General features: G+C 63.0%; 15 protein-coding genes. 6 read left to right on the plus strand and 9 right to left on the minus strand.

Annotated features, from left to right (window positions below; translation table 11 throughout):
- Window positions 1–3: 3 nt before the first annotated feature.
- The gene (locus GR702_RS12335; protein ID WP_160986192.1) at window positions 4–846 is read right to left on the minus strand and encodes a hypothetical protein; all 843 of its coding nucleotides are present in this window, start codon (window positions 844–846) and stop codon (window positions 4–6) included.
- Between the two features lie 695 nt (window positions 847–1,541).
- On the opposite strand from GR702_RS12335, the gene GR702_RS12340 reads away from it, so the two are divergent.
- From GR702_RS12340 to GR702_RS12355, 4 genes are all read left to right on the plus strand, one after another.
- Window positions 1,542–2,717, plus strand: a complete 1,176-nt coding sequence (locus tag GR702_RS12340) for a mechanosensitive ion channel family protein (protein ID WP_160986248.1) — start codon at window positions 1,542–1,544, stop codon at window positions 2,715–2,717.
- A gap of 92 nt (window positions 2,718–2,809) precedes the next feature.
- On the plus strand, window positions 2,810–4,831 hold the full coding sequence (locus GR702_RS12345; protein ID WP_160986193.1) for a transglycosylase domain-containing protein: 2,022 nt from the start codon (window positions 2,810–2,812) through the stop codon (window positions 4,829–4,831).
- A gap of 338 nt (window positions 4,832–5,169) precedes the next feature.
- Entirely contained in the window at window positions 5,170–5,586 is a 417-nt protein-coding gene (locus GR702_RS12350; RefSeq protein WP_160986194.1) for a response regulator, read from the plus strand.
- Between the two features lie 35 nt (window positions 5,587–5,621).
- Window positions 5,622–6,449 carry a sensor histidine kinase gene (locus GR702_RS12355; protein WP_160986195.1) on the plus strand — a complete coding sequence of 276 codons (828 nt, stop codon included), beginning with the start codon at window positions 5,622–5,624 and terminating at the stop codon, window positions 6,447–6,449.
- A gap of 4 nt (window positions 6,450–6,453) precedes the next feature.
- Here the strand turns inward: GR702_RS12355 and GR702_RS12360 are convergent, their stop codons facing one another.
- Window positions 6,454–7,635 carry a sensor histidine kinase gene (locus tag GR702_RS12360; RefSeq protein WP_237449690.1) on the minus strand — a complete coding sequence of 394 codons (1,182 nt, stop codon included), beginning with the start codon at window positions 7,633–7,635 and terminating at the stop codon, window positions 6,454–6,456.
- Between the two features lie 418 nt (window positions 7,636–8,053).
- On the opposite strand from GR702_RS12360, the gene GR702_RS12365 reads away from it, so the two are divergent.
- On the plus strand, window positions 8,054–9,106 hold the full coding sequence (locus tag GR702_RS12365; RefSeq protein ID WP_160986196.1) for a response regulator: 1,053 nt from the start codon (window positions 8,054–8,056) through the stop codon (window positions 9,104–9,106).
- Here GR702_RS12365 and GR702_RS12370 read toward each other — a convergent pair.
- The 4 genes from GR702_RS12370 to GR702_RS12385 form a co-directional block, all read right to left on the minus strand.
- Entirely contained in the window at window positions 9,103–9,798 is a 696-nt protein-coding gene (locus GR702_RS12370) for an RES family NAD+ phosphorylase (protein ID WP_160986197.1), read from the minus strand. The two genes, GR702_RS12365 and GR702_RS12370, sit on opposite strands and share 4 nt — an antisense overlap.
- Window positions 9,799–9,811: 13 nt before the next feature.
- Window positions 9,812–10,198 carry an MbcA/ParS/Xre antitoxin family protein gene (locus GR702_RS12375; RefSeq protein WP_160986198.1) on the minus strand — a complete coding sequence of 129 codons (387 nt, stop codon included), beginning with the start codon at window positions 10,196–10,198 and terminating at the stop codon, window positions 9,812–9,814.
- 55 nt (window positions 10,199–10,253) lie between these two features.
- Window positions 10,254–12,086, minus strand: a complete 1,833-nt coding sequence (locus tag GR702_RS12380; RefSeq protein WP_202408235.1) for a diguanylate cyclase — start codon at window positions 12,084–12,086, stop codon at window positions 10,254–10,256.
- 161 nt (window positions 12,087–12,247) lie between these two features.
- Window positions 12,248–13,033, minus strand: a complete 786-nt coding sequence (locus GR702_RS12385; RefSeq protein ID WP_160986199.1) for an SDR family NAD(P)-dependent oxidoreductase — start codon at window positions 13,031–13,033, stop codon at window positions 12,248–12,250.
- A 107-nt stretch (window positions 13,034–13,140) separates the two neighbouring features.
- Between GR702_RS12385 and GR702_RS12390 the strand changes: the two genes are divergently transcribed.
- Window positions 13,141–14,034, plus strand: a complete 894-nt coding sequence (locus tag GR702_RS12390; RefSeq protein WP_160986200.1) for a LysR substrate-binding domain-containing protein — start codon at window positions 13,141–13,143, stop codon at window positions 14,032–14,034.
- Window positions 14,035–14,045: 11 nt separating this feature from the next.
- Here the strand turns inward: GR702_RS12390 and GR702_RS12395 are convergent, their stop codons facing one another.
- The 3 genes from GR702_RS12395 to GR702_RS12405 all read right to left on the minus strand — a co-directional run bounded on the left by GR702_RS12395 (window position 14,046) and on the right by GR702_RS12405 (window position 16,507).
- Window positions 14,046–14,681, minus strand: coding sequence for a glutathione S-transferase family protein (locus GR702_RS12395; protein WP_160986201.1), 636 nt, complete (start codon window positions 14,679–14,681; stop codon window positions 14,046–14,048).
- Between the two features lie 81 nt (window positions 14,682–14,762).
- Window positions 14,763–15,395: a DUF4198 domain-containing protein gene (locus GR702_RS12400; RefSeq protein ID WP_160986202.1), complete on the minus strand. Its 633-nt coding sequence runs from the start codon at window positions 15,393–15,395 to the stop codon at window positions 14,763–14,765.
- A 104-nt stretch (window positions 15,396–15,499) separates the two neighbouring features.
- The gene (locus GR702_RS12405) at window positions 15,500–16,507 is read right to left on the minus strand and encodes a 2-hydroxyacid dehydrogenase (protein WP_160986203.1); all 1,008 of its coding nucleotides are present in this window, start codon (window positions 16,505–16,507) and stop codon (window positions 15,500–15,502) included.
- Between the last annotated feature and the right edge of the window lie 86 nt (window positions 16,508–16,593).

The following is a 16,593-nucleotide window of genomic DNA, read 5'->3' on the forward strand; positions in this document are numbered from 1 at the left end:
CTCTCAGTCATCTGTCCCGGCAGACGACCTCCCGAGCAGGCGGTCGATCTCGGCTAAAGATACGTCGAACGCATCCAGCGCGGCAGAGCTGAGTGACGGCAGGGACGGAGAAACGAAGTCCCCGAGAGACGAGGCGTGGAGTGTAGCGGAGTAGAGGTGGGCGCCGGCTAAGGTTCGACGCTCCACCAAACCATCGCTTTCCAGGCTACTCAGAATAGAGCGCGCGCCAAGACGAGTGAGACCAAGAAGGCGCTCGATCTGGCTCGAACGCATGGCGCCAAAGCCTGCAAGCATCGCAAGCAGGGCGGGGGCTCTTGAAGTGCTGCGCCGATCCGCCAGACGGCGCCGGATCGTCTCTTCCGCGTGCACGGCTTCGAGCAGCTGCCTGTTCAGGTGAGAGGCTGCTTCTTCCAGCGCATGAGCCTGCATTGTATCTGCCGACGCCGGATCGCTCCGGCACAATATTTCCCGGCGGATCAGGCCCGTCAGCGGAAGGGAAGGACGCAGCCACCCTGCAGCCGAAAGACATTCTCCCGCAAAGATATCGACAGCCCAGAATGGTGAGAGCCGAAGGCCTGCTTCACCGCTCCACGAGAAAGGATCCGCCGTCTCCGAAGGAGCGAAGGTGGGATGTTCAAGGATTGCATTGCGGAGCGAGGCTAGCGCAGTAAAAGGCGACCGATTGTCCGTGCTCTCGCGAACGATCCGCCTTGCCTCCTCGATCACGAGATGAACATCCTTGTGCGCGTCATCGCCGCTGTGATCATGCGGCGCGAGAAGCAGGCACTTCAACCGGGTTGCCGCCGTTGCGAGTGGACCCCAGCTACTGTGCGCCAGTTCGGTCAAGACCGCCTCGCAGACGACCTTGGGAGGACGGGCGGTATGTGCAGGCTCGTCCGTGAGAGTGGTGAGCCCGGCGAACCACGCGTAGAACCGAGATTGAGTAAAGGCGTGACCTTCATGTTGCAGGGCAGTCGTGGTTATGCCGCGCAGGAGCGCTGATGCGAAAATCGACTGCGTCGTCTCTGAGGCCAGACTGAGCGCTCCGTCTAGCCGTCCAATGGCTAGGGCTGCAGCAGGGAAGGCTCTTTCCGCAGTTTTCACATCGTTCCCTCGTCAGATTAAGGCCGGAATATCAGCACTTTATTCTGTCATGTATAACTAGTTCTATAAAACTATACAATTACCTGTACATCTCGGTGAACCCATTGTTTCACATGGAACGACAACGTCGGAATGGCAGCGTCCTCGTCTTGCTCAGGGGCTCCGATGAAGGGTTCAAGACCATCGGAAGCCTTCTTTCGGCATCGGCAATCCGGCAGCCGGGACGTGGGAGGAAATGCCCCGATCTCGGGCCCTGTTCCGAACCCTGGCCTTGTGAATGGGAACCAAGGCGTACGCAGAACGCTTGCATTGGTCCGCGCAACCCTAGGTGACCGCCTTCTGCGGCATCATCTGGGACGGCCCACATATGTGCGGTCGGCATGATTCCAGCTGTCGCCGGTGAGGCCGGCGGCGCAGTGCAGGACGATGACTACGCGATGAGCGTTACCCAAAGCCAACCATCCTCCGTTTCCGCTTCCGCCGGCAAGGTTGCCCGGGATTTCTCGGCCCAGATGCAGGAGATATGGGCCTCCACTCTCTCGTGGTTCGAGACATACTGGTTACAGATTATCGTGGCGGGCGTGATCGCAGTTACAATCGTCATTGCGCTTTATGCCTTGCGGCGGCTTGGAACGAAGCTGTGCAGCCCGGAGCGCGGACGCGGTGACTGGTTATTGATCGTCGGCCGCGTCGTTTCGAAGACGACCAACTACTTCATCATCATGGTCGCGATCCGCGCCGTGGATGGGTATGCTCAAACTCCGCCCACACTTGACCGCTTCGTCACCTTCTTCTTCACGCTCGCAGCAGTGGTGCAGGGGGCGATCTGGGCGCGGGAGTTCATTCTGGGTGCCATCGAGCACCGCACCTCGGCAGAGCACTTCCAGGGTGAGGCGATCATCAATGCGATGGGGCTGATCCGCCTCCTTGTAAGTGTCGTGGTGTTCGCCGTGGCGGCGGTGGTGCTGCTCGACAATTTGGGTGTAAACGTAACCGGCCTGGTCGCGGGCCTGGGTGTTGGCGGCATCGCTATCGGCCTTGCAGCGCAGGGTATCTTCGCGGACCTTTTCGCGGCTTTGGCGATCATCTTCGATCGTCCGTTCAGCAAGGGCGATCAAATCAGCTTCGACAGCAGTTCAGGCACGATCGAGGCCATCGGGCTGAAATCCACGCGTATCCGGGCCTACACCGGGGAACTCAGGATCATTGCCAACAAGAACCTGCTGGACAAGGAAATCCTGAACGTAAGCGGGCGGGATCATATCCGGCTACCATTCACGATCGGCGTCGCATACGAGACGCCGCCAGAGGTCCTGTCGCGAATTCCCGCGATCCTGACCGAGCTGGTTGAGGCGGAGGGCGGCAAGGCCGCGCGCGCCGGGTTTGAAGCCTTCGGCGCAAGCTCGCTGGACTTCTCCCTGCTTGTCGACGTTCCCGGAAAGGACTGGGGGGTCGCCCATCCACTGCGCGACCGGCTGCTCGTCGCGATTATGAAGCGCTTTGCGGCAGAAGGCATCTCCATACCATACCCCACGCAGACGACTTATACTGCCGCTCCGGACGGAACGCTGGTCATGCCCTATCCCCAGCACGCGACAGTGGCTGGGACCTGAGGCCGTATCTAAAGGCTGTCATCGACGGCCATCCGGAGGCAGAGCGCTTCATGGATGCATGGCGCGGAAGAATCGTCTAGCTGTGGGCAGCCATGGAGCTGTCAGGACATGTCATTGCCGAACCGGTAAGACCGGAAGAACCCGTTGCACCGGGCGTGGTTGCCGCCACTGCCCGTGACAGACGATCTATCTGGAAACGGGTTCGGCTTGGCATTGCAATCCTTCTCTTCCTGTTCATCGGCGCGGTCGGCTACCTTGCGATTACGGCTCCCCTTTCCAAGTCGCTACAGCCGATCGCACCGCCGGAAATCACGCTCCTTGCGGCTGACGGGACGCCCATCGCCCGCAACGGCGCCATCATCGATGCACCCGTCAGCGTGTCGCGGCTGCCGCCGCACGTGGTCGAGGCATTTCTGGCGATCGAGGACAGACGCTTCTATCAGCACTGGGGCATCGATCCCCGGGGTATTGCGCGAGCGGCATGGAGCAATCTGACGGGCCGCAGCACGCAGGGCGGCAGCACCATCACCCAGCAACTTGCCAAGTTCACGTTCCTGACCGCCGAGCGGTCGCTCAGCCGCAAGGCCCGCGAGCTTCTGATCGCGTTCTGGCTGGAGGCGTGGCTGACCAAGGACGAGATCCTCGAGCGGTATCTCTCCAATGCCTACTTCGGCGACAACACGTATGGTCTGCGTGCGGCCTCGATGCACTACTTCCACCGGCAGCCGGAGAAACTGACCGCAGGGCAGGGGGCATTGCTGGCCGGGCTCATGAAGGCTCCGTCGCGCCTTGCTCCTACGAACAACTTTGCCGCCTCCGAAAAGCGCATGCGGCTGGTGCTGCATACGATGGTGGAAGCTGGTTACATGACGGCGCGGCAAGCCAGGGCAGTGGCTACCCCGAAGCTGGACGTGCGGCAGCGAAGCGAACTGCCGACAGGCACTTACTTTGCAGACTGGGCCTTGCCGCAGGCCCGGCAGATCGAAGCAGCTGGCTACGCCGGCCAGACCTATCGCACAACGCTGGATTCCCGGCTCCAGGCCGCCGCGCACCGTGCCATTCGCCAAGGCGGCGCGGGGAGGGCGCAAGTGGCCCTGGTCGCGATGCGTCGAAATGGTGAAGTCGTGGCGATGGTAGGCGGGAAGGACTATTCCGAAAGCCCCTTCAACCGCGTGACGCAGGCGCGGCGTCAGCCTGGATCCACTTTCAAGCTCTTTGTCTATCTTGCAGCGCTGAAATCCGGCATGTCTCCGGATGATACCATCGCCAATACGCCGATCGAAACTGGCTCCTACCGCCCCCAGAACGCGGGCGGGGTTTATTCGCCCGTGATCACGCTGCGAGAAGCGTTCGCGCGATCGAGCAACGTCGCGGCTGTGCGCCTTTTCTCGCAGGTTGGGGATGAGGCAGTGATCGACGTCGCCCGGCGATTTGGCATCAAGGCGCCCCTGCCTGCAGGCGATCCAAGCCTCGCCTTGGGAACGGCAAGCATGACCTTGCTGGAACTGACTGCGGCCTATGCAGGCGTTGCTGCAAACAGCTTCCCGGTTGCACCGCGCGCCTTTCCGGTTCCGGAAGCGGGATGGTTCGACTGGCTGCTCGACGGAAAGCGCAGCCTTTCCTCGCGCAATCATGCAGCAATCGAGGAGATGCTGCGCGCCACGATCAACCGCGGGACAGGGCGAGGCGCCATGTTGCGCGGACCCAACTTCGGGAAGACCGGCACCAGCCAGGAAAATCGCGATGCGCTGTTCGTCGGCTACTCGGGCGATCTGGTGGTGGGCGTGTGGGTCGGGAACGACGATAATTCGCCGCTTCGGGGCATTTCCGGCGGCACCGTGCCTGCGCGGATATGGCGTGATTTCATGCGCTCGGCGCTGGGCGAAAGATCGCCGCCTCCTGCAAGACCGGCCAATCCACAAGGACCGGTGCAGCCGCTGGATGTACCCGAAGTCAGCGACATCCCGGTGGGCCAGGATAGCCACGTCCGTATAGAGGACGGGCAGGCAGTGCTCAGCACGAAGGTCGAAGGCGTGCCTCTGGATGTGCGGCTGGACTCGGACGGCCTGAATATCAGTCCTGCGGCCACGCCTTCCGTCCCTCCTTCGCCGTAGCGCTACGGGTATAAGGATCGTCAAACGGCATATATGCGACCGATGATCTCGGTGCACACCATGGCAAGCGCAGTAGGCCATGACGTCAGCGGAACTGCGGAAGGTCAAATTGCACATGAACAAAGTGAAACAGCCGGAGCGGACTTAGTCCTGGCAGCAGTCGAAAGCCGTTTGCGATACATACCTTTGCCGAAGGTGGGCAGCGAAGGCCAACGCATGGGCGGCAGTCTTGCAGTTTGGATTCACGAAGGTCGGGGCCTCGATATCGACGGGGTTCTCCTGCCGCTGCGTAAACGCTTGTCCAAAGCCGCTCGCGTTTCCGGCCAGAGGAGGGTGGCATGGATAACAAAGAAGCACGGGTTCTCCTCGTCGACGATGTCAGCGCGATTCTTGAGGAACTGCTTACCTTTATGGATATTCACCACATTCCCGCTATCGGTGTAGCCGATCTCGATCAGGCGATGCAGGCCCTCATAGACAATCCGGCCATCGACGTGCTCGCCTGCGATGTGCGGCTGGGGCGCGAATCCGGGCTGTCGATCATCGATCGCATAGAGCAGAGCCCGGACCTTCGGGCCCGGCCTTTCCAGTACCTGTTCATTTCGGGCGATCCCCTTTCCAGAGATCCCTCACTTCCAATGCCGGAACATCATGTCCTCACCAAACCCGTACGACCGCAGGTGCTGATTGCCATGCTGCGCAACATGATGGGTGAAACTGAAGAGCCCGCAGCACAGGCGGCACCGTTGCCATGAAGCCGAATGAGATCGCATAAGTTGGGAGCGACGACTTGAACGGCAGTATACCGGCGAACTTCGATTTCGGCGCCCCGCTGTCCGCGACCTGCAGCGACTTCGATGTTCCACATGCCAAGCAATTGCTGGAGGCGCTTGCCACCAGGTCCCGCCTCGCGGACCTTGGGGAACGATCTTCCGCGCTTGTTCACGAACTGCGTCAGCCCTTGTTCTCGATCGCCATGGCGAACGAGAACATGCGCCTGATGCTAGCTCACCCTGAGCTTTCCCGATCTCAGCTTGAAAGGGCAATCGAACGCATCGCCGAGCAGGTGCAACGGGCTCAAACGATCATCGACCGCACGCTGGCTTATGCATCAGGTCGAAGCAGAGACGAATCCACTGCCGACCTCGGCATCGCCGCGCGCCAGGCGATTGAGTTCATGGAACCCGTTCTCGAAGCGGCCGAGATCGCAGTCCAGGAGCATGGAACCGACATGGTCGCCACTGTGGGCATGTGCCAGATCGAGGCCGAGCAGGTCTTCGTCAACATACTGCGCAACGCGGCGGAAAGCATCGAATTGAGGCAGCAGGAAGGCTGGCAGGGCGCTCCTCGTATCTTGGTGGACATCAAGGTGGAGGACGGGACGGTCCGATGCGAAGTCTCCGACAATGGTGCAGGGCTGACCGATGCAACTGCCGCTTTGCTGTTCGAGCCGTTTTTCACGACGAAGCCGCAGACCGGCACGGGGCTGGGCTTGCGGATCTGCAGGGAGGCGCTGGAAAGAGCAGGCGGGACCGTACGGCTCGTTGCAGGGGAGGGGGAGGGTGCCAGGGTCGAGCTGGAACTGCCGCTTCACTTCTCGGGCGGCTCGGGCAGATGATAAGTCAGATATCGGTGCGGCCCAGCCTGATGATGAAGCGGGCCGGCCGACTGTCACGCACAAGACACCGGAATTGGCTCGAGGCCTGACGGGCGACCTGTTCTACAAGCCAGAGCGTGGCTTCGTCGATGCGGCGGCTTGGAAGGGGGCGCCCGTCCTCGTCGGTGCACTCGACCGTGATCACGATGTGGGCGGGCGTCGTCGTGGCTTGCAGGATCACGTCTCCCGCCAGCTTCTCTCCACGTTTCGAGACGAAGCCGGCAAATGCACTGAGAAGCGCTGCCACCGCCATCATTTCCAAGGCTCCATGCTGCTCCGGCACCGGCCAGTCGAGCGCATCGCCTTGAAGTCTGATCGTTACGCCCTGGTGGCGCACATTCGACCTGGTTGCTGCGAGCGCACGTTCCAGCGAACTGCGAACCGTCAGCGTGGCATCGCCGTCACCACCGTCACGCCCGAACCAGCGGAACAGGCTGAGAATCCCCGCAGCGCCTTCGGTATGGCCTGCGATGCGCTTCACGCGCTCCTCTAGCTGGTGTCTGTTCTCGTCATCGATCTCCAGATGGGAGATGATGTAGTCCATGTTGGCGTTCGCCATCGAGATTACGTTCAGCGGCTGTGCCAGATCATGCAGCATGCCGCTTGTGATGCGGCCCAGCAGCAGGTCTCGGGTTACTTCCGAGAGGCCCCGGTCACCCCACGCCAGCAACCGGGCGTCCACGACCGCAAGGTGACGGGTGATGCCTGCTCCGATGAAGGCAGCGCAGATACAGGCCAAAGCGAGCGCCGCATGCTCGAAGGGGCTGGGCAGGGTGAAGTAGAGGCTCAGGGCGATGCTGCCGGTCACCATCGCGGCCAACCACGACCAGCGGGAGGCCTGAAGCAGTGCAGGCGCAAAACGGCGCGGCATTGCGGCAGCCGCCAGGACGATGAGAAGGTCCAGCCAGTAAGCGGTCGATGTCTGGGCATCGGGCACCAGGAAGAGCCCGGTCGTCAGAACCGCGCCGACGCAGAGGACAAGGAAAGCACTGTCCAGCACGAAGAGAGCCCCGGCCGCAGCTGCGCCCAGAACGCCGGCACCTGGCGCCTGAGGCGCTGTAAGGCCCAGGACTGCCGCGCAAAGAGCCATGGCCACCGGATAGAGGCGCGTGCCATCCTCCAGCAGCTTTGACGTGCGCTCGGACAAATGGAACGGCGTTATGCTGCAATCCTCCCGCACTTTTTCGCACAGACCAGCTCGCGGCTGATCGCTGCACCACGGCGACGATAGGCTCTCGTCTCTTGATTGATTGACGAAAGCCGAACAATCAAGTGCACGACTTTTCATGGATATCCAGGCTTAGCGCGCGCACCTTCACCGGTTGGCAGATCAAGTCGCTGGCCGCCAGTGTCATGGGATTTGGTCATCGCGAGCGCGAACGCGATAACAACGCAGCTCGCGTTCGCGCTGTTCCTGTTGGCTGCGAGCCACAGGGCAGGGGCAATGTCGCGAAGAACGGACACTTCAGCCATCGTAGCTGTTGCAAATGTCTTCGTAGCCATGCAGCATTACTTGCCGGGAATGTGATAAGGCATTCGCTAACGATAAACAGGCGGGATGGTGCATGCCGAAGAACTGGCGAACGAGACTGGGGTCGATACTGGGGCCGAACGGTCCGGACAGTGACGAAGGCGCGTCCGGCGCCTTTGCCTCGCATGTTCCGGGGCCTACGCCTTCGGAAATCCCGAAGGCCATCGAGGCAGGCTACTTCCAGCAGATAGAACCCGTCCTCATCGTGGACGACGATGCGGACTGGGGCGCGGAGTGTGCCTTCAGTCTTCGCCAGATGGGGTACGAGCCCTTCGTGGCGTCGACGGCTGCGGAAGCGCTAAGCCTCTTTTCCGACCATGGCATCTCGATTGCCATCGTGGACTACAACCTTCCCGGGCTCGATGGCATCACGCTGATCCAGCAGATGGCGCAAAGGGCGGAGGCGGACGGCCGCCAGCTGCGCTTCATCATGGCGACGGGCTATGCCACCAAGGACGTGGCCATCGACGCTATGCGGGCTTCGGCGATCGACTTTCTGGAAAAGCCGATCAGTCGGGTGGACCTGCGCCGGGCCTTGCAGCGGATAGAAGGCGTGCCCGCGGCGCCCGGCGCGCGGCGTATCCTGCTCGACAGGATTTCCGACCTGAGCGAGGAATTGCAGCGGATCGCCCAACTGATGGACGATCCGGTACGGTTTGCGCTGTCGCACGAAGCAGACAGGTCGGCGGCGGAGACAGATCGGTCCGGTGCTGTTCCCCAACCCGCTCCCAAGGATGCCGCAGACCCACGCCCGCTCAACAGCTTCATTCGCGACTTGCTGCGCAAGGAGACGAAGCGTCGCGAGATCGGCGGCGGAGAGCTGTTTGGCGATCCGGCCTGGGCCATGCTGCTCGACCTGCACCTTGCGAAGATAGAAGGGCGGCGCGTTTCCGTGTCGAGCGCCTGCATTGCCTCGGGCGCACCCATGAGCACCGCCCTTCGGCTTGTACGCCGCCTCGTGGATGAGGGCGTGCTGTGCCGCCTGCCCGACGAGCAGGATCGGCGGCGTCATTTCCTCGCCATCAACCCGCAGTTCGAGCAGCCGCTGGTCGACTATCTCGAGGACCAGCTTCGCCAGCAAAGCTAGGCGAGGTTCGGTCCTTCGAAGGCGCGTTTCTCGTAGACGGTGGTGATCGCCTCTCCGTTCCAGACGTAGCACAAGTGCCGTTCCTGTCGGCAGTTCGACAACAGTCGCGGCCGGAACACCGCCGCGCATTCGCCGCCTTCATGGCGCACGCTGCCGTAGACGATCCCGTCGGAGCGTTTGGCGCGCAGCTTCAGGGCGAGCGCTTGCGAACTTCCGTAGCTGTCTGGATCGTAGACGTCGGGGAGAGCATCCCGCAGTCGGCGGATGTCATGCATGCGGGCATCCAGATTCACCGCGTAGACCCGCATGTCCAGTTCCTGCCCGGGCTCGCGGGTCCAGGCCATGAACCGCGAGCGGTGAAACTTCGTCTCGGCAAGGGCAGTGTCAATCGACCGGGCAGCGTAGAAGACGCCGAAGCTGCCATCGGTAAAGCGGTCGCCTCCAGGATTGAGATGGGTGAACGCAGCCATGACCGGGGTAGAGCCCGGCCCTGAAACGCGCTCCTCCGGCGGGACGAGCGAGAGGTCGCCAGCTTCCTCGCGGAGCCGGTCGTTGGTCATTGCCTCGAGCAGGAAGACCGCCTCGAGATCGGCGGGATCAGCAACGTCGTCGAACACGGAGACGGGCGGGAACCGGGTTGGCACGATGCGGTAGCATGGCCTCCATCGAACGGACGACAGCGGGATATCCATCGACCGCGGCCGATCAGCCGCGCTGGGCATCTATGTACTGACGCACTACGAAAAGGTCCGCGACGTTGCCCGATGTCATGCGGTCCAGCGCCGACCGGCCGCCAAAAAGCGGATGGGCGTTAGGCCTGCGAACCCATTCGTCCGCCGTTTTGGGCAACAGGATCTGCAGGCCCTTGTAGATGCCCAGGACATATGAAATGCGCTCAAGAGCATCCTTGGGGATCGCCGATACCGCACCGCGTTTCCAGGACTGGAAGGTCGAACGGCTATCCAGTCCGAGCAGCCGCATTTGTTCCTGCTCTTTGAGGCCCCACGCATCCGCAATGCGGAAGAAGGTCCGCAGGGCAGGGCCTGTCAGGTTCTTGCGATCGGGCGCGGGAGCAAGGAATGCGGTAGCCATGACGATCCTTTCGGATGCAATATGTGCAGTATCCAATCAGATCGCAAGTTCTTGATCATATTTCAGGCTGCGTATCCGGCAAAGCCTCGGACCGCGCATCGAGGATCACGCGGTTGCGGCCTTCGCGCTTGGCTCGGTACAGCGCGGCATCGGCGGCCTTGATGAGAGTGGAGCCGTCCCGCTCCATGGCTTCCTCCCACGTGGCAATGCCGAAGGACATCGTTAGCGACCCCAGCGTCCGTCCGCCCTGCTGGACCATCAGCTCGCCGATCCCCTGGCGAACGATCTCCACCCGGTGGGCCAGCGTTCGCGCCGAAGTTCCGGGAGCGATGATCGTGAACTCCTCGCCGCCGAAGCGGCAGATCACGTCCCCGTCGCGGAAGCGACCGCGCATTTCCGCGGCGACGGCCTGCAGGACCGCGTCACCGGCATCGTGTCCGAATTCATCGTTGAACCGCTTGAAGTGGTCGACGTCGCACATCACCAGGCTGAGTGGACTTTTCGACCGCGAGGCCCGGGCGATCTCCAGGGCCAGCGTTTCTTCCATGTAGCGCCGGTTGAACAGCCCGGTCAGCGGGTCGCGGATGGTCTGCTCGCGCAGACCGCGCTGAAGCCGGTGGTTCACGAGAGCCGATGCGATGTTTTCGGTGAGGACGGTCAGGCGGAAGCGGTTTTCGGCACCGACCACGCCCCTCAGGTAAAGCACGCCGATCACCTCGCCACCGGCCAGCAGCGGCTCGCAATGGTAGTGGTGAGCCGCATCGTTTCCGTGCACGGCATGAGCGCAGACGATGTCGGAACCGGGCTCCACCACGAAGTGGCTCTGTCCCCGGCGAAGCGCCCAGCACTGGTCGGGAGCGAACCCCGCACTGGCGACCTCAAGGCCACCCCATGCAGCAATCGGGACGAGCAGGTTGCGGGAATTGTTGTGAGCGTAGAGCGCCCCCGGGATCTCGGGCAGGACGCGCGGCACGAAAACGCGAATGATCGAGGCGAGCTCCTCGTCGGTCCGCGCCGCCTGCATGCGGTGGGCCATGCCGCCGAGCAGCTCGATCACCTCGCCGCGTTCGCGCAGCACTTCGCTGTTCTCGCTCAGCTCCAGATTGGCGATGCGAAGGCGCTCCTCGCTGTCGATCTGGTCGGCCACGGCGTGCTCGAGTTCACCGGCCATGGCGTTGAGGCCGTTTGCGAGGCGCTCGAACTCGTCGGAGTTCATGGCGCCATCAATCCGGGCGTTCCGCTCACCCGAGCCCAGCCGTTCCATCACCGCCATCATCCTGTCCACCGGTGTGCGGATACGGCGGATCAGCGCCACCGCCATGTAGACGATGAAGACGATCATCACGGGTGTGGCCACCAGGACTAGCCAGCGGCTCTGGCTGACACGCCGTTCGACGAGGTGGGTGCGCTGGGCCGCAAGGGCGCTTTCTTCGTTGAGGAAGTCGTCCACCCGAGCATCGACCATCTGCATCAGATATCGGCCGCGCCCGGTTGCGACGCTGGCCTGCGCGCCTGAGAAATCCCCGGCACGGGCAAGCCGCGCATTGCCTTCCAGCTCATTGACCCGTTGCGAGACGAGGGTGCGTATATGCGCGGCCCTTGCATTCTGGGCCGGGTTGTCAGCCGTGCGGATCATCAATTCGTTCGCGGCGCGCTGTGCTGCGGCAAGCTCCGTTTGAACGGCTTCGCCGAACTCCGGATTGCGGGTCAGGGTGAACCCGCGCTGACCCGATTCGGCTTGCTGGAGGTGCTGCAGAGTGGCGTTCGCCGTCTGCGTGACCTCTCCCGAATGTGTCACCCAGGTGAGGCTGTCGTGCGTCTGCGAAGCGGTTTCCAGCAGGAGAGCCGCCGAGACGACCAGCAGCAGACACAGGATACCACAGAGCATTACGATGCGGTTGGACAGCGACCCGACCAAGGGAACCTCCGTAAATGGTGGTTTGCGTCCTTTATCAATCGACGCCCGCTTGCAAACGATTTGCGCAAATATCTGCGACGAGGCGAAGGTCGGGGCGGAGCAACGTCTCCATTTACCGCCCCGACCCGGCATCAGGCGATGGTCGGGACGATGCCGCCTTCCACCCGGATCGAGGCGCCGTTGGTGATGGCGCCGAGGGGGCTGGCCAGAAGGGCCACTTGTGCCGCGATCTCATCTGCCTCGATAAGGCGGCGGATGAGCGAGAGCGGGCGCAGCTTGGCGAAGAACTCGGCCTCGCGTTCGGCCTCCGGTGCGTCCTTGTTGTCGACGACGGAGCGGATGAAGTCGACGATCCCTTCCGAGCGCGTGGGGCCTGGCAGCACCGAGTTGACGGTGACACCCGTACCCCGGGTCTGTTCGGCAAGGCCGCGTGCGATGGCGAGCTGCGCCGTCTTGGTCATGCCGTAGTGGACCATCTCACCCGGGATCACGAGTGCGCTCTCGCTGGCGATGAAGATGACGCGGCCCCAGTCGTTCGCAAGCATCCGCGGGAAATAGTGCCGTGCCAGGCGTGCGCCGCTGACGACGTTGACTTCGAAGAAGCGGTGCCAGTCCTCGTCGGTGATTTCTACGAAGGGTTTGGCTTCGTAACTGCCGAGGTTGTTGACGAGGATGTCGACTTCAGGCGCGGCGGCGATCAGGGCCTGCGCGCCTTCAGCGGTAGCCGCATCGGCGAGGACTCCGCGTACTTTGCCGAGGGCTCCCACCCTTGCCGCTGCGGCATCGAGCTTCCCCTGATTGCGGCCGGATACGATGACTTCGACGCCTTCCGCAGCAAGGCGCTCGGCTATGGCAAGACCGATGCCAGCAGTGGAGCCGGTGACGAGAGCAGTCTTGCCCGTAAGCTTCAGATCCATGGAAGTGGTCCTTTCCTGATAACGAACCGGAGATTTAGAGGTGCCACCGATTGATGAACAGGGATGATGCGGGCATCTTAGAACTGAGTCGAAATCACGGATCGATAATGGACAATCGTTTTGGTGAGATGCAGATATTCCTGGCGGTCGCGCAGAACGGCAGCTTTGCAGGTGCCGCCAAGGCGCTGCGGCTGACGCCATCGGCGGTAAGCCGCGGGATCTCGCGCCTGGAGGCACGCCTCGGTGCGCAACTCGTGTCGCGCACCACGCGGGCACTTGCGCTGACGGCGGAAGGGGAACTCTACCGCGAGCGCGTGGCCGGGCTTGTCGCCGAGATCGACGCGGCGGAGCGGGGCTTAGCGGAGGCCGGCGATGCGCCCCGCGGTCCTTTGCGGATAAACGCGTCAGTCCCGTTCGGGACCCAGTGCCTCATACCCATTCTCCCCGCGTTCCGCGCGCTTCATCCGCAGGTGACCATCAATCTCGCCCTTTCGGACACGCTGGTCGATCTGGTGGAGGAAAAGGCCGACGTTGCGATCCGCATCGGGCCGCTACGCGATACCGGGCTCAAGGCGAAGAAGCTGGGCCGCAGTGCCATGGCGGTGGTCGCCGCGCCTTCTTACCTTCGCGAACATGGCGAACCTGTCCACCCGCGCGACCTGGCGAGCCATGCCTGCCTGCAGTTCAGCTTCCGGCGATCCATCGACACCTGGCCGTTCCGGATCGACGAGGCGATCGCGCAGCGGCCCATCGAAGCCGCCTTTCTCGGCAACTCGGGCGAGGTCGTTCGCCTCATGGCAGTCGCGGGAGGCGGCATTGCCCGGCTCGGCCATTTCCATGTCGGCGCCGACCTCGCCGCGGGCAGGCTGGTGGAGATCCTCAGCCCCTTCAATCCCGGCGATCACGAGGAAATTCATGCGCTGTACGTGGGACACCAGCGCCTTGCCTCGCGCATCCGGGCGTTCCTCGACTTTCTGGCAGAGCATCTGCGCCTGCCATAAGCCGGTACGCGTCAGGCGTAGCTGTAAGGGCCGCCCCTGGCGAGTGCGGCCTGGTACGCAGGCCGGGCATGGATTTTCGCCAGCCATTCGATCGTCGCAGGTCGTGACCGGTCCAGGCCCGCACGGCCGCGCGCGGCCTCAAGGGGAAAACTCATCATCACGTCCGCGGCGCTGAATGTTTCGCCTGCGAACCAGGGACGCGATGCGAGTTCGCTTTCCACGAAATCGAGATGGACATCGATCATCGGCTGGATGCGCTTCTGGGCGCTCCGGCCGAAAAGCGGAACGCGGCCGAGCACGAGCTTGATCAGCAGCGGCGGCATGAGCGAGCCTTCAGCGTAGTGCATGAAGTACCGGTACCGCAGCGCTTTCTCGACATCGCCGGCGGGACGCAGTGCCTTGCCTGCCTTGTCGACCAGGTACTCGATTATGGCGCCGGTCTCGGCCACTGTCCGCGAAACACCGTCCTCGTCGTCGACAATGACGGGCGATTTGCCGAGAGGGTGAACCGCCCGCAGTTCTGGCGGCGCCAGCATCGTCGCCTTATTCCGCTCGTAACGCCTGACCTCGTAAGGCAGGCCAAGCTCTTCCAGCAGCCACAGGACGCGCTGCGAACGCGAGTTCTCGAGGTGGTGGACAGTGATCATGAGACAGTTCCCTTCACGCCGAGAACGCCTCGAGGATGGTCGGGTTGCGGCAGCGCCCGGCGGTGGCGCTGCCGTTCACGGTCACTCCGCGACGAAGGTCGTCGTCGCCGTGCGGTAGAGCACCGCCACCTTGCCCAGCGACGTGTCGAAGCTGCCTTCCTCCTTGTGCGAGGCCGTCAGCAGATAACGGCCTTTGCCCAGCATAGGGACAGTGAGAGTGCCGTCATGGCCCGTCTTGAACGTCTTGGACCACTTTTCCGGCGAGATGACCGTCACGTCGGCGCCGGCCACCGGCTTGCCATCGCGCACGAGGGTAAACGTATTGCCGCCCGCGGTAACCGGCGCGATCTCGAAGGGCATCACTGCGCGCGGCTCGGCCCGGCCGGCGCGGGCATAGTAGACGATGCCTTCTTTCTTGTCGTCCGCGCCCCAGGGCTTGAAGACGGCGTCATCCTGCGCGCGAACATCTCCGGCGGGTGCCGCAACTTCAAGGTAGCCCGCCTTGCGAACCAGGGCAGCCTTGCCGCCACCCAGCAGCCGAGGAGCCTTCAGGTTCTCGAACTCCGGGTCGCCGCCTTCCGGCAATGCCATGGCGGGTTCGCCAAGATAGATCCGGGCCGGCCCTGTGCCATCGCGTTCGATCCACACCTCGTGGGCCTGCGCAGTGGAGAAAGCGCAAAGCGCGAGCAGCGGGGCGAAGTACTTGGCATTCATGGCAGGCTCCCTTGGTCCTTGCGTCCTTGCAGTTTGCGACGCATTACCACACTAGCGCAAATTCCGGGAGCGGCAGCACGAATTTCGTGCGGACCAGACGAGGATCACCCTGCCGAAGGCACCACCACGGCATTGACGAGAGGGCGCCCGGCTTCAAAATCCGACAGGCTCGTCAGAGTTGTCTCGGCGATGGCCGTCAGGGCCTCTTCGGTGAGGAAGGCCTGGTGCCCGGTGACAAGCACGTTCGGAAAGGTCAGGAGCCGTTGCAGGACGTCGTCGTCGATGATTTCGCTTGAAAGGTCATCAAAGAAAATGCCGGCTTCCTGCTCGTAAACGTCGAGGGCAACGCCGCCGACCTTTCGGCTCTTTAGCGCGTCTATCAGGGCGCGGGTATCGATGAGCGCGCCGCGGCTGGTGTTGACGAGCACGAGGCCGGGCTGCGCTTCCGCCATTGAGCGGGCGTTGACGATGTGGCGGGTCTCGGGCGTAAGCGGGCAGTGAAGGGTGACGATCTCTGCCTCGCGCAGGAGAACCTCCGGAGAGGTATAGCGCACGCCGATGGCTTCCAGTTGCGGGTCCGCCACCGGATCGCTCGCCAGAACCTCGCACCCGAAGCCGGCCCGCAGCGTCTTTGCTACGAGGGCGCCGATCTGCCCCGTGCCGACAACGCCGACCAGGCGGCCGTGCAGGTTGCGCCCCACCAGGCCGTCGAGCGCATAGTTGTTCTCGCGCACGCGCGACCATGCCCGGTGGATCTTGCGATCGAGGGCAAGGAGCAGGCCGACGGTGAATTCGGCGACGGCGTGCGGCGAGTAGGCGGGGACGCGTGTCACAGCGATACCGGCCCGCGCCGCTGCGGCGAGATCGACGTTGTTGTAACCGGCGCAGCGCAAGGCCACGATCTTCACGCCCAGCCCCGCCAGTCCTTCGATCACCGGTTCATCGAGACTGTCGTTGACGAACACGCAGATGCCCTCGCACCCCGCGGCGAGGGAGACGGTGAGGGGGGAAAGCCCGGCATCGATCAGCAGCAGGTCGTGACTGTGCCGCGCGTTCGCGGCGGTCAGGAACTGCCTGTCGTAACTGCGTACTCCAAATACGGCGACGCGCATCCCGATTTCACCTGCAGCCCTTGTAAGTGCCGCTGTCGACGACGTTCTGGACGCGCCCGTCCGCCATCCTCATCTGGATATTGCGC

The sequence above is a fragment of the Novosphingobium silvae genome, from assembly GCF_009856825.1.
GTDB classification, from domain to species: Bacteria; Pseudomonadota; Alphaproteobacteria; order Sphingomonadales; family Sphingomonadaceae; genus Novosphingobium; species Novosphingobium silvae.

Coding starts and splice junctions, on each gene's coding strand:
- GR702_RS12340 (WP_160986248.1), top strand. CDS start 1,542: ATGAGCGTTACCCAAAGCCAACCATCCTCCGTTTCCGCTTCCGCCGGC.
- GR702_RS12390 (WP_160986200.1), top strand. CDS start 13,141: ATGGACAATCGTTTTGGTGAGATGCAGATATTCCTGGCGGTCGCGCAG.
- GR702_RS12405 (WP_160986203.1), bottom strand. CDS start 16,507: ATGCGCGTCGCCGTATTTGGAGTACGCAGTTACGACAGGCAGTTCCTG.
- GR702_RS12375 (WP_160986198.1), bottom strand. CDS start 10,198: ATGGCTACCGCATTCCTTGCTCCCGCGCCCGATCGCAAGAACCTGACA.
- GR702_RS12380 (WP_202408235.1), bottom strand. CDS start 12,086: ATGCTCTGTGGTATCCTGTGTCTGCTGCTGGTCGTCTCGGCGGCTCTC.
- GR702_RS12350 (WP_160986194.1), top strand. CDS start 5,170: ATGGATAACAAAGAAGCACGGGTTCTCCTCGTCGACGATGTCAGCGCG.
- GR702_RS12385 (WP_160986199.1), bottom strand. CDS start 13,033: ATGGATCTGAAGCTTACGGGCAAGACTGCTCTCGTCACCGGCTCCACT.
- GR702_RS12365 (WP_160986196.1), top strand. CDS start 8,054: ATGCCGAAGAACTGGCGAACGAGACTGGGGTCGATACTGGGGCCGAAC.
- GR702_RS12345 (WP_160986193.1), top strand. CDS start 2,810: ATGGAGCTGTCAGGACATGTCATTGCCGAACCGGTAAGACCGGAAGAA.
- GR702_RS12370 (WP_160986197.1), bottom strand. CDS start 9,798: ATGGATATCCCGCTGTCGTCCGTTCGATGGAGGCCATGCTACCGCATC.
- GR702_RS12395 (WP_160986201.1), bottom strand. CDS start 14,681: ATGATCACTGTCCACCACCTCGAGAACTCGCGTTCGCAGCGCGTCCTG.
- GR702_RS12400 (WP_160986202.1), bottom strand. CDS start 15,395: ATGAATGCCAAGTACTTCGCCCCGCTGCTCGCGCTTTGCGCTTTCTCC.